Source organism: Kingella potus, assembly GCF_900451175.1.
GTDB classification, from domain to species: domain Bacteria; phylum Pseudomonadota; class Gammaproteobacteria; order Burkholderiales; family Neisseriaceae; genus Neisseria; species Neisseria potus.
Genome location: NZ_UGJJ01000001.1, coordinates 522653 through 538752 on the forward strand (window position 1 = coordinate 522653; position 16100 = coordinate 538752).

General features: G+C 46.6%; 11 protein-coding genes and 2 pseudogenes. 2 read left to right on the forward strand and 11 right to left on the reverse strand.

The window, feature by feature from the left end; translation table 11 throughout:
• Nucleotides 1-139: 139 nt before the first annotated feature.
• The 4 genes and pseudogenes from DYE40_RS02280 to DYE40_RS13195 form a co-directional block, all read right to left on the reverse strand.
• Entirely contained in the window at nt 140-1567 is a 1428-nt protein-coding gene (locus DYE40_RS02280) for an HlyD family type I secretion periplasmic adaptor subunit (RefSeq protein ID WP_172461229.1), read from the reverse strand.
• A 144-nt stretch (nt 1568-1711) separates the two neighbouring features.
• Nucleotides 1712-4942 (reverse strand): calcium-binding protein, encoded by a 3231-nt coding sequence (locus DYE40_RS02285; protein WP_147286554.1) that lies wholly within the window; start codon nt 4940-4942, stop codon nt 1712-1714.
• A gap of 547 nt (nt 4943-5489) precedes the next feature.
• Nucleotides 5490-6173, reverse strand: coding sequence for a hypothetical protein (locus tag DYE40_RS02290; protein WP_115307552.1), 684 nt, complete (start codon nt 6171-6173; stop codon nt 5490-5492).
• 183 nt (nt 6174-6356) lie between these two features.
• A pseudogene (locus DYE40_RS13195) lies at nt 6357-6656 on the reverse strand (calcium-binding protein); the annotation flags it as partial.
• Nucleotides 6657-6782: 126 nt separating this feature from the next.
• On the opposite strand from DYE40_RS13195, the gene DYE40_RS02300 reads away from it, so the two are divergent.
• Complete coding sequence (locus tag DYE40_RS02300; RefSeq protein WP_115307381.1) at nt 6783-7436, forward strand: IS1595 family transposase; 654 nt, start codon at nt 6783-6785, stop codon at nt 7434-7436.
• Nucleotides 7437-7443: 7 nt separating this feature from the next.
• Here the strand turns inward: DYE40_RS02300 and DYE40_RS12150 are convergent, their stop codons facing one another.
• The 7 genes from DYE40_RS12150 to DYE40_RS02350 form a co-directional block, all read right to left on the reverse strand.
• Nucleotides 7444-7926 carry a hypothetical protein gene (locus DYE40_RS12150; protein ID WP_147286555.1) on the reverse strand — a complete coding sequence of 161 codons (483 nt, stop codon included), beginning with the start codon at nt 7924-7926 and terminating at the stop codon, nt 7444-7446.
• A gap of 57 nt (nt 7927-7983) precedes the next feature.
• Nucleotides 7984-8547 (reverse strand): hypothetical protein, encoded by a 564-nt coding sequence (locus DYE40_RS02305; protein ID WP_147286556.1) that lies wholly within the window; start codon nt 8545-8547, stop codon nt 7984-7986.
• A 15-nt stretch (nt 8548-8562) separates the two neighbouring features.
• On the reverse strand, nt 8563-8775 hold the full coding sequence (locus DYE40_RS12155) for a hypothetical protein (protein WP_147286557.1): 213 nt from the start codon (nt 8773-8775) through the stop codon (nt 8563-8565).
• Between the two features lie 336 nt (nt 8776-9111).
• Nucleotides 9112-9765: an IS1595 family transposase gene (locus DYE40_RS02315; RefSeq protein WP_115307381.1), complete on the reverse strand. Its 654-nt coding sequence runs from the start codon at nt 9763-9765 to the stop codon at nt 9112-9114.
• A 253-nt stretch (nt 9766-10018) separates the two neighbouring features.
• A complete protein-coding gene (locus DYE40_RS02320) occupies nt 10019-11446 on the reverse strand; it encodes an HlyD family type I secretion periplasmic adaptor subunit (protein WP_172461229.1) in 1428 nt (475 codons plus the stop codon).
• 144 nt (nt 11447-11590) lie between these two features.
• Nucleotides 11591-14713 (reverse strand): calcium-binding protein, encoded by a 3123-nt coding sequence (locus DYE40_RS12765; RefSeq protein ID WP_174901016.1) that lies wholly within the window; start codon nt 14711-14713, stop codon nt 11591-11593.
• A 378-nt stretch (nt 14714-15091) separates the two neighbouring features.
• Nucleotides 15092-15613, reverse strand: coding sequence for a hypothetical protein (locus DYE40_RS02350; RefSeq protein WP_115307556.1), 522 nt, complete (start codon nt 15611-15613; stop codon nt 15092-15094).
• 172 nt (nt 15614-15785) lie between these two features.
• On the opposite strand from DYE40_RS02350, the pseudogene DYE40_RS12875 reads away from it, so the two are divergent.
• Nucleotides 15786-16065, forward strand: a pseudogene (locus DYE40_RS12875) (IS1595 family transposase); the annotation flags it as partial.
• Nucleotides 16066-16100: the final 35 nt, after the last annotated feature.

Genomic DNA, 16100 nt, shown 5'->3' on the forward strand with positions numbered 1-16100 from the left:
GTTTTGCCACACCGCAACAATTATTATTGTTTGTTATACTTTAGAAGTATGTCAAGAATTTATTATTCATACTTTGTAAGTATATTGTAAATTTTGTTTTTCAAACGACCCTTCCCCCTTTACTTAGGTAACAAGTCTGTTACCGCTCGCGCAAACTCTCGTCCACTTTGGTTTGCAGCGGGCTGAGCAGGTAATCAATTACCCTCCGTTTGCCGGTTTTGATTTCGGCGGTAATGTTCATGCCGCCGGTAAGATTAACTTTTTGACCTTCTATCGTCAGGTAGTTTTTGTCCAAAGCAACGGTAACGGCAAACACCAAACCAAGCTTTTCGTGTTCCACCGCGTCAAAACTGACGTTTTTCACTTTACCGGTAAGATAGCCGTAGCGGGTATAGGGGAAGGATTCGATTTTTATAACGACATCCTGCCCTGCTTTGACGAAACCGATGTCTTTATTCGGAAGCAGGGCTTCGATTTCCATTTGTTCTTCGTCGGGTACGACCACCATAATCGGCTGGGCGGCGGTTACCACGCCGCCTATGGTGTGGGTGGCAAGCTGCTGCACGGTGCCGTCCACAGGGGAATCAAGAATCATCAGTTCTTTGCGCTGCCGTGCTTTTTCGGTTTGGCTTTCAAGTTGGGCGATTTGTTCGTCGGCCTGGCGCAGGGCATCGAGGGTGTCGCGTTTGAGGGTTTGGGTGTTGAGGATAAGGTTTTGCTGCGCCTGGCGGATGCTTTCGTCGATTTGGTGCATTTGGCTTTTTTGGCCGGCAAGGTCGTTGCGGTTTTGGATGAGTTTGCTTTCCTGTTCGTAATAGGCGTGTTGGGAAACGAAGTTTTCGGCCAGCAGTTTTTTGTAGTCGGCGGTGCGTTTGGCTTCGATACCGCTGATTTGTTCAAGTTTGCGCACTTGGGCGGCAGTTACCTGCTTTTCGGCTTGGTGTCCGCGCAGGGCGGCTTGAAGCTGTATATCCTGCGCCGACCAGGTTTGATATTGGTTTTGCGCCAAGACCTGCGCGGCGGCCAGTTCGTTTTCGGGAATCTGCCATTGCTGCGCCTGTTGTTTGTCCAACTGCGGCAACTGCCTGCTTTCCACAGCCGCCAATACGGCTTCGTAGCGCAGTTTGTTTACCCGCGCCGCCCGTAACGCTTCGGCAGACTGGACGTAGTCGGAATCCGAGCCGATGCCTTCGAGTTCGACCAGTGTCTGCCCTGTTTTGACGTGTTCGCCGTTTTCTACGGCGATTTTTTTGACGACGGCAGTTTCCAGCGGCTGGATGGTTTTACTGCGGCTGTTTGGCGCAGTTTTGCCTTCTGCAACGGCAACGATGTCGATTTTTCCAACCATGGCCCACAGCAAAGCCAAAAGGGCAAACAAGATAATCAGCCGCGCCGTCCATTTCGGCGCGGCGGAAACAGGGGTTTCGACCAGCTCCAAATGGGCGGGTAAAAAAGCGCGTTCGTCTCCGCTGCGCTTCGGCGGATCGAGCCGGTCGCGCACCGACCAGGCGTTACGCCATACGGCAAGGTAGCGGGAGAAGAATTCTTTATAGGCTTGGAAACGGATACCCATTGCTATGGCTTTGTAAGGATTCGGTAGGGTTTGAACGATAGCACAGCAGGCTGCGCCCCTCAATAAAACACACCCGCCGGTTTAAGGCGGGTGTGCATTTTCAGACCGCTTCGTGTTTTTCAGACGGCCTGAAACGGTTTAGAACGATGTTGCGGCCAATAAAGGCGGTTGCGGTTGCCCGGAAACGGAAGCAGGGGACGATGCCGCACCCGACTGCGCACCGAATACTGCCATCGACTGCACCAGGCTGTCCGCCATTTGGGCATATTTGGCAAAATCCGCCGATTGGACGGTCTTGTCGGCAAACCGGAAGCGTTCGATACCGTTGCCGTTGAAGAAACCGTCTATCTGTACCGAATCCGCTTTGTTTTTGGTTTGCAGAACCAAACTTGATCCGCTTTTGAAAAAGTCCGTCTCTGCCAGTTTCAGATTATTCAGTAACAGGGTATCGGTGTCGGTTTTATTGCCGTAATCGGTAATTCTGTCCTGTCCGAAGCCTTTGCCGAAGACGTAGGTGTCGTTTCCTGCACCTCCGTCGAGATGGTCGTCTCCTGCTCCGCCGTTAAGCGCATCGTTACCCTCTCCTCCGAACAGTTTGTCGAAGCCTGATCCACCATTAAGGATGTCGTTGCCCATGTCTCCCGAAAGGGTGTCGTTACCCGCTCCTCCGTCCAAACGGTCGTTGCCTTCATGTCCACTGAGGCTGTCGTTGCCGTCGCCGCCGTTCAGTACGTCATTGCCTTGTGCGCCGGTAAGATAGTCGTCACCCGCTCCGCCGTTCAGCGTACTGCCTTTGGCATAGGCATACAGTCTGTCGTTGCCTGCGGTGCCTTTCTGCACCAGTGCTTTGACGGCTTCGACATTCAGACGGCCTCCGTCGGCAAATTCGACAGCATCTATGCGGTAGCTGCCGGCAGCATCGTTTTCAAAGAAGTAACGGACGGTCAGTTTGTCGCTGCCGTTTTTGGCAGCAATAACCAAGTCGCTGTTGCTGCGGGTAAAGTGGAAGTCGCTCTGTTTCTGCCCGTCGGTAAAGCGGATGGTGTCTTTGCGGCCGGCAGCGGCATCGTAGTTGCTGACGATGTCCTGTCCGAAGCCTTTGCCGAAGACGTAGGTGTCGTTTCCTGCACCTCCGTCGAGATGGTCGTCTCCTGCTCCGCCGTTAAGCGCATCGTTACCCTCTCCTCCGAACAGTTTGTCGAAGCCTGATCCACCATTAAGGATGTCGTTGCCCATGTCTCCCGAAAGGGTGTCGTTACCCGCTCCTCCGTCCAAACGGTCGTTGCCTTCATGTCCACTGAGGCTGTCGTTGCCGTCGCCGCCGTTCAGTACGTCATTGCCTTGTGCGCCGGTAAGATAGTCGTCACCCGCTCCGCCGTTCAGCGTACTGCCTTTGGCATAGGCATACAGTCTGTCGTTGCCTGCGGTGCCTTTCTGCACCAGTGCTTTGACGGCTTCGACATTCAGACGGCCTCCGTCGGCAAATTCGATGGAATCGATACGGTAGGCACTGTTGCCGTCTTCTTCGAAATAATTGAGAACCGTCAGCCGATCGCTGCCGTTTTTGGCGTAAATAACCAAGTCGTTGCTGCTGCGGGTAAAGTGGAAGTCGCTCTGCTTTTGACCGTCAGCAAAGCGGACGATGTCTTTGCGGCCTACGGAAGTATCGTAGTTGTTGATGCGATCCTGACCAAACCCTTTACCAAAGACGTAGGTGTCATTTCCTGCACCTCCGTCGAGATGGTCGTCTCCTGCCCCGCCGTTAAGCGCATCGTTACCCTCTCCTCCGAACAGTTTGTCGAAGCCTGATCCACCATTAAGGATGCTGATTGCGTTTGATCCGTATAAGGAATCATTGCCCGCCGTGCCGTTCTGTATGTCCAGCAAACTGTCGGCATCTTTACCCAGTGTCTTCATCCAGCCGGAGATCCTGCCCGAAGCGGTACCAGATTGGACGAAATCCATCAGCAATGCGCTACCGATCCATTGCTCCGAATAGCCTTTGCCGTATGCGGCAAATTCGGCCAAGTCGACAAAAGCTTTTTCGGGGTTTTTGGCAAAGGTTTGTTTGAAGGCCGTCTGAACGGCGGTGAAATCAAGATTCAGCTCTCCGCCGGACAACTTGAATGTCAGTTTTTCCAAATAAGGCTGCAAACGTGTTTGGAACAGCAGACCTTTATAGATGTTTTCGGCCAGCCTGCCGTAGGTTTCGTCTATGGTTGCCAATATTCCGTCAGCCTGTTGGCCGGTGGCAAAGCCGAGTGTGGATGAGTCGGTGCCGGAAAAGGCATCGAGTATTTTGACTTTTTCCCGCAAAGCCTGCCATTTGGCTTCTTGTTCTTTGCTTAAAACGGTTACCCTGTTTTTCAGTTGTGCCACCTGCGAAGGAGTAAGGCCGATGCCCTCGCCTGTTTTCGATTCTTCGAGGACAAAACCGAAACGCGGGCTGCTGCGGTTGTATTGGGGATCGGTTTTCGCCCACTCCCGAATCAGGCCGTCCAGTTGTTTCATCTGCTCCTGTTTGGTTTGGGCGGCGGAATAGGCGGACAGCACTTTGCCCAAAGCTCCCGAAAGGGCGGCGGCCTCGCGCAGATCGCGCAGGCGGCCGATGCCGTGCAGATTGGCAGCCTGTGCCTGTTTGTCCGTCAGTTTTACAGGGTTGGCATAACGGCTGTGCAAGGTATCGGCCTGCAATAGGATGTCGCCCATCTGTGCGGTTTTGCCGTCGGTTTTGGTATAGCTGCCGTTTTGGGCAAGTGTATTGCCGTTGCCGAGTACGGTACGGGTATTCTGGTAGGCCAGATTGAAGGATTTGATTTTGAGGGAGGCGGCTGTGAACAGTTCGCCGGATTGGCTGATGCCGTCCTGGTTGAGGTCGCGCCAAACGCGCAGTTGGGAGAAGATTTTGTCTTTTGCATCAATCACGCCGTCTTTGTTGCCGTCGTGCTGGGCGAGTGCGGCAAAGCCGTGTGCGGCTTTTTTGCCGCCGGAGAGGGCGGTGTTGTCGCCAAACAGTTCCGTGCCGTTATCGATACGGCCGTTGCCGTTTTTGTCCCAAACCAAAAAGCCGTCGTCGGATGCCAACCAGCCGCCTGCGGTGCGGATACCGTCGTTGTCGTGGTCGAACAGGCTGCCTGCAAAACCGTTGGCGGCGACTGTTTCGATGCCGTCGCCGTCAAGATCGAGAACCAGAGGATCAACAATGTGGTATTTGTCGGTGCGGTTGAGACCAAACCAGCTGCCAAACTCTTTTTGAAGCTGATTAAACCAATCCCCAATATCTGAAACCTTATCTCTAACCGCACTGCCAATTACTCTCCTCCAGTTAATATCATTACTGGCATCTACAACTTCACCGCCCAGTATCAATCCGTCTATAGCTGCACCGGGCCAGTCTCCTTTTTTAATTTCCCCATTGGATCCAAATTTAGTAAAGTTATTGCTATCTATATCAAGTATTTTTTCTCGGGAAACTTCTCCTGTTTGAGCAATATCATTTAACAACTGTTTTCCCATTTGATTTGAAAATTCATTGTATATTTTATCAGAATACTTATTGCCGACACCCCGTTGCCTCATTACTTCTTTGGTCATACTTCTCAATGCTGAATCGACAGCATCACTGCTACGACTATTAGTACTTATCGCCACACCAAACCATGCCTTGATACCCGAATTTTCGGAAGAGTAGCTAGGCACATTACCTCGATAATCATCACGCGGAACACTGTTATATAAATAACGGTAAGCCGCCCCATAATGACCATCATACTGAAACTTGTTGATTTCCACCCTAAGCTCTCTACGCTGTGTTTCATTCAACCTGTAATTTACGTGAAAATTTTTACTACTCATTTTTGAATACCTTTTACTAAAAATTACTAAAAAATTAATTTACCCAAACAAACCATCTTAATTAATCTTTTGATTCGATAAAATTAGCAATTCTTTCATTATTTTCAACAAATCCAGAAATAATTTCAGGATAATCTAAAATATTTTTATTTTGTTCAATAATCTTTCTAAATCTCTCTGCAAATTGAAAGGGAGTCTCTTCAATTGCCACTACTGTATATTTCATCCTATACTCTCCTTTTAAAATTGTTTCAACATCAAAATAATAGCGAAAAGAACTATTAGGAGTTTCAATATTAAACCTAATAAAGTTAATAGACAATGGCCTATTCTCGTTAATAAAATTTTTCTGAATAAAAACACTATCACTGATAGGACTTACCTTATATAAGTCCATACCATTTTTACTGTCTAAATAACTTGCGCCTAATGTTATTGCCTCATACCGTAAATATTCAAATGGATCAGATTGGAGAATACGTTTTTCTTTTTCATCTAAGGGAAAAACTGCATAAATATCAGCATATCTGCTGTCTTGTTCCGTTGCGCACTTCAGATTTCTGTCAAATTCAGGCTGTGAAAATGCTAGTCTGTTAATCCTCAGAATAATGCCGCTGCCAAATATTTTTCCGCTTTCTTCTTTGTGTTCCGATATACTACCAATCACACAATCCGGCAGGAAAACTGGAATGACCTGATTGGAAACCTTCGACTTTAAATAAACCGTTTTAATTTCTTTGCTCATAATGTCTTCCTTATTTGAAGATTCTTTACCGCAACCCGAAAATGTCAAAGCACACAACAAAATTATTATCTGTTTTTCCATGTAAACAGCCTTTTTAAACATACCAGCCATATAACCTAAATAAATGATTTATACTAGATAAACCATAACAGCACATTACCGATACAGCACTTTAAGCTGCTCATATTTTCCGCCGGCAAGGGCTGTGTTGTTGCCAAAGAGTTCCGTGCCGTTGTCGATGCGGCCGTTGCCGTTTTTGTCCCAAACCAAAAAGCCGTCGTCGGATGCCAACCAGCCGCCTGCGGTGCGGATGCCGTCGTTGTCGTGGTCGAACAGGCTGCCTGCAAAACCGTTGGCGGCGACTGTTTCGATGCCGTCGCCATCAAGGTCGAGAACCAAAGGATCAACAATGTGGTATTTGTTAGTGCGAAAGGGGAGTTTCCACCATGGTCGAACGCATTGGTATCCATTATCGTACCACCCTTTTTCCGAATCAAAAATCGGATAATTAAAATATTGTTTTCCATCGTTAGCGATAACCCATCCATCTCGATGGGCTAAAATTTCTTTGGGGCTGTACTAGATAAGCAGTCATGATAGACTGCAAAAATGAAGATAACCCATTGTAAACTAAAAAAGAGTATCCAAAAAAAACTCCTTCAATTTTTTGTACTCGAAGTTACCGCCCGTTCTGCTGCCGATTTATTGGGCATCCACCCCAATTCAGCAGCACTGTTTTACCGCAAAATTCGTGAAGTCATCAGCTACTATCTTTCATTGGAAGCTGACGCTGTTTTTGATGGCGCTGTCGAATTAGATGAAAGCTATTTCGGTGGGCATCGTAAAGGCAAACGGGGGCGCGGAGCAGCGGGAAAAGTGGCGGTATTTGGTATTCTTAAACGGGGTGGGAAGGTTTATACCGTGGTTGTTAAGAATGCCAAAATAGAAACCTTACTTCCTGTTATCACAAGAAAAATCATGCCTGACAGCATTGTTTATACCGATTGTTTAAGCAGCTATGACGTGTTGGATGTAAGTGGTTTTACCCACCACCGCATCAACCACAGCAAGCTGTTTGCCGACAGACAAAACCATATCAACGGCATTGAGAATTTTTGGAATCAGGCAAAACGGGTTCTGCGAAAATATAACGGAATTGACCGTAAATCTTTCCCTCTTTTCTTGAAAGAATGTGAGTTTCGTTTTAACTTTGGTACACCGTCCGAGCAGCTTAAAGTGCTGCGTCGGTGGTGTGAAATTTAGGGCTTATCTAGTACAGCCCCATTTCTTTTAAAAATGAATCGTACTGTTCTATTGGTCTCCACCACTTGCCTGCTCGCCAAACTCCTTGAAAATCAGGAGATGCTAAACCTGCATTAGCAAGATTTAAGCCTGCCATATCAATACAACTATTATGCTCTGGCCAATACCAAGGATTTGAATCAACGCCTTGTATCTTGCCAGCACGCACCTGTCTTTCGAAATCAAGTATTTTTTCAGCCTGTTCTTTTGAAATCTGTGCGGTAATTGATTTAATTGGATGTTCTTTAGTATTTAGGTATTCTTTATGATCCGTTGAGGAGAAATTATCACTACTACCCAATTTCTCTCCTGGCTCAAAGCCAACACTCTTTACTGTACCATCTGGGAAATTTACCTCCAACCACACATGCCCATATTTAGAAGGTTTACCTGATTTTTTAGGTGTACCTTTATCTGCAAATCTTACAGTAACACTATATCCAGAATTCATTATTCGCTCCGCTGATTTATATTAAAAAATTAAAATAGTAAAACTGAAATTTCTATTTCATTTCGAAACATGAAAAATAACCTCAACAAATGTTTTAAAACCTTTATTTTTTTCCGAACCTTCATCTGAAAATTCGAAAATATAATCCCCACTATCTAGGTCTAAATATTCCAATTTAATAGCAACGGCAGTATTTTTAGTATTATCCAATTCAAATTCACTGGCATATCTTGTCATGTCTAACTCAGCAATATCTAGGCAAGATACCTGTCGAGAGTAAAAAAGTATCCTTTGGTTGTTATGAATTTTATATCCGGTAATTTTCATATTGCAGGGAACTTCTTTAACCCGTGATACCGCGTTAAAAAAGCTAGGTTCATTAATAAATTCAATAATAAATTGGAGTGCCACTTGCCTTTTTATAAAAATCCTCTTAGGAATTTCTACTCTTTTGTATTCTCCAAACGGAAATTTTTCATTTTTAGTAAATGTATTCACAACCAAATTAATACTCGGCGAAAGCAATCCTAGGGAATGTAGGCCGTAAGCGACAAGGGCTGTTAAAATTAAAAAAATAGAAAATGTCCATATCGCTATTTTTTTAACAGTTACAATTTTCAATTAACAATCTCCCGTTTATATTTTAGTAGTAAGAATTCTATTTTCAATAAACCAACAAATTAACGCATCTGCTGTTCTTGCAACCCATGTATTTTTCCCCGTAAGAAAAGTACCAAATGCAGCACCGCCAGGACCTGCTATTCTTTTTCCAATTTGCCCTGCTGCAAATTGAGCTAAACTTGACCATTTTTCGTAACTATTTACTGCGCTTTTATCACAATAAGACATTTCAATACCCCCAGTTTATAAATCAAAAAAAAAAAAGAAAAAATAAAAAAAACAATACCAATAAATAGTATTAAAATTGCTCCCTTTATAGTTAAAGAATCTAAATATGCAAAATTTGCCTCTATGTAATATTTATCGTCTTTTTTTATTTTTTTATTTTTAAAATCAACCCCAAATTTCCAATATTCTTTTTTTAATAACTAGGAGTTACAAAAGCTCCACTTAAAAACAATATACAAACACCTAAAATAATCATAAAAAAACCAAAATTTTTCATTTAATTTCCGTTTCCAATATTTTTTTAATCAATCTTTTAGGGGCTGTACTAGATAAGCCCTAAATTTCACACCACCGACGCAGCACTTTAAGCTGCTCGGACGGTGTACCAAAGTTAAAACGAAACTCACATTCTTTCAAGAAAAGAGGGAAAGATTTACGGTCAATTCCGTTATATTTTCGCAGAACCCGTTTTGCCTGATTCCAAAAATTCTCAATGCCGTTGATATGGTTTTGTCTGTCGGCAAACAGCTTGCTGTGGTTGATGCGGTGGTGGGTAAAACCACTTACATCCAACACGTCATAGCTGCTTAAACAATCGGTATAAACAATGCTGTCAGGCATGATTTTTCTTGTGATAACAGGAAGTAAGGTTTCTATTTTGGCATTCTTAACAACCACGGTATAAACCTTCCCACCCCGTTTAAGAATACCAAATACCGCCACTTTTCCCGCTGCTCCGCGCCCCCGTTTGCCTTTACGATGCCCACCGAAATAGCTTTCATCTAATTCGACAGCGCCATCAAAAACAGCGTCAGCTTCCAATGAAAGATAGTAGCTGATGACTTCACGAATTTTGCGGTAAAACAGTGCTGCTGAATTGGGGTGGATGCCCAATAAATCGGCAGCAGAACGGGCGGTAACTTCGAGTACAAAAAATTGAAGGAGTTTTTTTTGGATACTCTTTTTTAGTTTACAATGGGTTATCTTCATTTTTGCAGTCTATCATGACTGCTTATCTAGTACAGCCCCATCTTTTAACGAAGAATAAATTGGGACATTACTGTGATAATTATCACGAAGAACCAAAGAACATTGCAATTAACCGTTTTGCCACACCGCAACAATTATTATTGTTTGTTATACTTTAGAAGTATGTCAAGAATTTATTATTCATACTTTGTAAGTATATTGTAAATTTTGTTTTTCAAACGACCCTTCCCCCTTTACTTAGGTAACAAGTCTGTTACCGCTCGCGCAAACTCTCGTCCACTTTGGTTTGCAGCGGGCTGAGCAGGTAATCAATTACCCTCCGTTTGCCGGTTTTGATTTCGGCGGTAATGTTCATGCCGCCGGTAAGATTAACTTTTTGACCTTCTATCGTCAGGTAGTTTTTGTCCAAAGCAACGGTAACGGCAAACACCAAACCAAGCTTTTCGTGTTCCACCGCGTCAAAACTGACGTTTTTCACTTTACCGGTAAGATAGCCGTAGCGGGTATAGGGGAAGGATTCGATTTTTATAACGACATCCTGCCCTGCTTTGACGAAACCGATGTCTTTATTCGGAAGCAGGGCTTCGATTTCCATTTGTTCTTCGTCGGGTACGACCACCATAATCGGCTGGGCGGCGGTTACCACGCCGCCTATGGTGTGGGTGGCAAGCTGCTGCACGGTGCCGTCCACAGGGGAATCAAGAATCATCAGTTCTTTGCGCTGCCGTGCTTTTTCGGTTTGGCTTTCAAGTTGGGCGATTTGTTCGTCGGCCTGGCGCAGGGCATCGAGGGTGTCGCGTTTGAGGGTTTGGGTGTTGAGGATAAGGTTTTGCTGCGCCTGGCGGATGCTTTCGTCGATTTGGTGCATTTGGCTTTTTTGGCCGGCAAGGTCGTTGCGGTTTTGGATGAGTTTGCTTTCCTGTTCGTAATAGGCGTGTTGGGAAACGAAGTTTTCGGCCAGCAGTTTTTTGTAGTCGGCGGTGCGTTTGGCTTCGATACCGCTGATTTGTTCAAGTTTGCGCACTTGGGCGGCAGTTACCTGCTTTTCGGCTTGGTGTCCGCGCAGGGCGGCTTGAAGCTGTATATCCTGCGCCGACCAGGTTTGATATTGGTTTTGCGCCAAGACCTGCGCGGCGGCCAGTTCGTTTTCGGGAATCTGCCATTGCTGCGCCTGTTGTTTGTCCAACTGCGGCAACTGCCTGCTTTCCACAGCCGCCAATACGGCTTCGTAGCGCAGTTTGTTTACCCGCGCCGCCCGTAACGCTTCGGCAGACTGGACGTAGTCGGAATCCGAGCCGATGCCTTCGAGTTCGACCAGTGTCTGCCCTGTTTTGACGTGTTCGCCGTTTTCTACGGCGATTTTTTTGACGACGGCAGTTTCCAGCGGCTGGATGGTTTTACTGCGGCTGTTTGGCGCAGTTTTGCCTTCTGCAACGGCAACGATGTCGATTTTTCCAACCATGGCCCACAGCAAAGCCAAAAGGGCAAACAAGATAATCAGCCGCGCCGTCCATTTCGGCGCGGCGGAAACAGGGGTTTCGACCAGCTCCAAATGGGCGGGTAAAAAAGCGCGTTCGTCTCCGCTGCGCTTCGGCGGATCGAGCCGGTCGCGCACCGACCAGGCGTTACGCCATACGGCAAGGTAGCGGGAGAAGAATTCTTTATAGGCTTGGAAACGGATACCCATTGCTATGGCTTTGTAAGGATTCGGTAGGGTTTGAACGATAGCACAGCAGGCTGCGCCCCTCAATAAAACACACCCGCCGGTTTAAGGCGGGTGTGCATTTTCAGACCGCTTCGTGTTTTTCAGACGGCCTGAAACGGTTTAGAACGATGTTGCGGCCAATAAAGGCGGTTGCGGTTGCCCGGAAACGGAAGCAGGGGACGATGCCGCACCCGACTGCGCACCGAATACTGCCATCGACTGCACCAGGCTGTCCGCCATTTGGGCATATTTGGCAAAATCCGCCGATTGGACGGTCTTGTCGGCAAACCGGAAGCGTTCGATACCGTTGCCGTTGAAGAAACCGTCTATCTGTACCGAATCCGCTTTGTTTTTGGTTTGCAGAACCAAACTTGATCCGCTTTTGAAAAAGTCCGTCTCTGCCAGTTTCAGATTATTCAGTAACAGGGTATCGGTGTCGGTTTTATTGCCGTAATCGGTAATTCTGTCCTGTCCGAAGCCTTTGCCGAAGACGTAGGTGTCGTTTCCTGCACCTCCGTCGAGATGGTCGTCTCCTGCTCCGCCGTTAAGCGCATCGTTACCCTCTCCTCCGAACAGTTTGTCGAAGCCTGATCCACCATTAAGGATGTCGTTGCCCATGTCTCCCGAAAGGGTGTCGTTACCCGCTCCTCCGTCCAAACGGTCGTTGCCTTCATGTCCACTGAGGCTGTCGTTGCCGTCGCCGCCGTTCAGTACGTCATTGCCTTGTGCGCCGGTAAGATAGTCGTCACCCGCTCCGCCGTTCAGCGTACTGCCTTTGGCATAGGCATACAGTCTGTCGTTGCCTGCGGTGCCTTTCTGCACCAGTGCTTTGACGGCTTCGACATTCAGACGGCCTCCGTCGGCAAATTCGACAGCATCTATGCGGTAGCTGCCGGCAGCATCGTTTTCAAAGAAGTAACGGACGGTCAGTTTGTCGCTGCCGTTTTTGGCAGCAATAACCAAGTCGCTGTTGCTGCGGGTAAAGTGGAAGTCGCTCTGTTTCTGCCCGTCGGTAAAGCGGATGGTGTCTTTGCGGCCGGCAGCGGCATCGTAGTTGCTGACGATGTCCTGTCCGAAGCCTTTGCCGAAGACGTAGGTGTCGTTTCCTGCACCTCCGTCGAGATGGTCGTCTCCTGCTCCGCCGTTAAGCGCATCGTTACCCTCTCCTCCGAACAGTTTGTCGAAGCCTGATCCACCATTAAGGATGTCGTTGCCCATGTCTCCCGAAAGGGTGTCGTTACCCGCTCCTCCGTCCAAACGGTCGTTGCCTTCATGTCCACTGAGGCTGTCGTTGCCGTCGCCGCCGTTCAGTACGTCATTGCCTTGTGCGCCGGTAAGATAGTCGTCACCCGCTCCGCCGTTCAGCGTACTGCCTTTGGCATAGGCATACAGTCTGTCGTTGCCTGCGGTGCCTTTCTGCACCAGTGCTTTGACGGCTTCGACATTCAGACGGCCTCCGTCGGCAAATTCGATGGAATCGATACGGTAGGCACTGTTGCCGTCTTCTTCGAAATAATTGAGAACCGTCAGCCGATCGCTGCCGTTTTTGGCGTAAATAACCAAGTCGTTGCTGCTGCGGGTAAAGTGGAAGTCGCTCTGCTTTTGACCGTCAGCAAAGCGGACGATGTCTTTGCGGCCTACGGAAGTATCGTAGTTGTTGATGCGATCCTGACCAAACCCTTTACCAAAGACGTAGGTGTCATTTCCTGCACCTCCGTCGAGATGGTCGTCTCCTGCCCCGCCGTTAAGCGCATCGTTACCCTCTCCTCCGAACAGTTTGTCGAAGCCTGATCCACCATTAAGGATGCTGATTGCGTTTGATCCGTATAAGGAATCATTGCCCGCCGTGCCGTTCTGTATGTCCAGCAAACTGTCGGCATCTTTACCCAGTGTCTTCATCCAGCCGGAGATCCTGCCCGAAGCGGTACCAGATTGGACGAAATCCATCAGCAATGCGCTACCGATCCATTGCTCCGAATAGCCTTTGCCGTATGCGGCAAATTCGGCCAAGTCGACAAAAGCTTTTTCGGGGTTTTTGGCAAAGGTTTGTTTGAAGGCCGTCTGAACGGCGGTGAAATCAAGATTCAGCTCTCCGCCGGACAACTTGAATGTCAGTTTTTCCAAATAAGGCTGCAAACGTGTTTGGAACAGCAGACCTTTATAGATGTTTTCGGCCAGCCTGCCGTAGGTTTCGTCTATGGTTGCCAATATTCCGTCAGCCTGTTGGCCGGTGGCAAAGCCGAGTGTGGATGAGTCGGTGCCGGAAAAGGCATCGAGTATTTTGACTTTTTCCCGCAAAGCCTGCCATTTGGCTTCTTGTTCTTTGCTTAAAACGGTTACCCTGTTTTTCAGTTGTGCCACCTGCGAAGGAGTAAGGCCGATGCCCTCGCCTGTTTTCGATTCTTCGAGGACAAAACCGAAACGCGGGCTGCTGCGGTTGTATTGGGGATCGGTTTTCGCCCACTCCCGAATCAGGCCGTCCAGTTGTTTCATCTGCTCCTGTTTGGTTTGGGCGGCGGAATAGGCGGACAGCACTTTGCCCAAAGCTCCCGAAAGGGCGGCGGCCTCGCGCAGATCGCGCAGGCGGCCGATGCCGTGCAGATTGGCAGCCTGTGCCTGTTTGTCCGTCAGTTTTACAGGGTTGGCATAACGGCTGTGCAAGGTATCGGCCTGCAATAGGATGTCGCCCATCTGTGCGGTTTTGCCGTCGGTTTTGGTATAGCTGCCGTTTTGGGCAAGTGTATTGCCGTTGCCGAGTACGGTACGGGTATTCTGGTAGGCCAGATTGAAGGATTTGATTTTGAGGGAGGCGGCTGTGAACAGTTCGCCGGATTGGCTGATGCCGTCCTGGTTGAGGTCGCGCCAAACGCGCAGTTGGGAGAAGATTTTGTCTTTTGCATCAATCACGCCGTCTTTGTTGCCGTCGTGCTGGGCGAGTGCGGCAAAGCCGTGTGCGGCTTTTTTGCCGCCGGAGAGGGCGGTGTTGTCGCCAAACAGTTCCGTGCCGTTATCGATACGGCCGTTGCCGTTTTTGTCCCAAACCAAAAAGCCGTCGTCGGATGCCAACCAGCCGCCTGCGGTGCGGATACCGTCGTTGTCGTGGTCGAACAGGCTGCCTGCAAAACCGTTGGCGGCGACTGTTTCGATGCCGTCGCCGTCAAGATCGAGAACCAGAGGATCAACAATGTGGTATTTGTCGGTACGGTTGATTTTATCTTTCCATGAATCCCAAATATCCTCCATAGTAGGATCAAAACTAGGATTATTTAATTTAAAAATAGTATATCCAAGTCCTGCTACTGTTAGCCCAAAAGCAATCACAGGTGCACCAGCCAATGCTGCCACTCCGGCACCAACAGTCAAAATATCACCCATTGTAAGATCACGCGGATCTCCACCATTTTTACCTAAAGTAATCCCCACAGTTACGGCTGTACCTAATTGTCCAATAGGACCAGGGAAAATTGAAGCACCGCTTCCTACCGCCGTAATAGTCCCCGAAATTGCTCCTGTGGCATTAGTGCTTGTACTTGCTCCAATTGTTCCATCAATAACTCCTACCTTTCCTCCAATATTTGATAGCAAATAAGTTACACCTTTAGAACTTGACATAATTTACTCCTAGCTTCTAGGTTTGAAGAATATCCCCAACATAAAAAAGAAAATCGATGACAATAAAAAAATTAAAATAGATTTTAAAGCCTGTCGAAAATCATTATAAAGTTTATTACTAACATCCTGAGAATTTAAGTTATATCCATCCCTCCCATCCCAAAAATAAATTTCCTTTATTATGATATTTGAATTAGTTTGCCTTACAGCTACTATTTTTTTTATATTTGTTTTTTTATAAAAATTTTCAAAATCACATAAATTAAACTCCCACAAGCAATCTGAATAAAATATTTTTTTATTATTCTTATATATAGCCAATTGAATTGCTGGATAATTTACAGATTTAACAGCCAAAACCTGCACATTTGAAACCACTATTTCATCATTAGATTTTTTCAAGTAAGTATAAATAAGATTTAATTGGAATATAAAAAAAATAATAAAAATAATAAACAAAATAGCACTCAAGCTAAAAGATAACAATTGCCAAGACTTAAGTTGATCATACGTAACCTTCCTCGTAAACATCACTTATCCTAAAATAAAACTAATATAATCAATTAGTTAAATTACTAATTTTTAATTATATCTTAATGCCATTGAGCACTAAAAAATTAAATAAAAGCTTTAAAGCAGTATAGTAAAGATATTAAATATATAAGATGCAGCACTAGATAGATAGTTATATCAGGCCGCAAAAATAAAGATAACCCGTTACAAACTAAAAAAGAGTATACAAAGAAATCTCCTTCAATTTTTTTGTACTCGAAGTTTCTACCCATTCCGCCGCTGATTTATTGGGAATTTATATCAATTCAGCAGCGATATTTTACAGTAAAATCCGCGAAATTATCAGCTGCCATCTTTCACTGGAAGCCTATGCTATTTTTGATAGCGCTATCGAACTGGATGAAAGCTGTTTCGGCGGATATTACAAAGGCAAACTTGGTCGCAGATCAGCAGAAACAGCCGCCTATTTCGCTTAATGTAAAAGGCAAGTTACCATCAGCAAAAG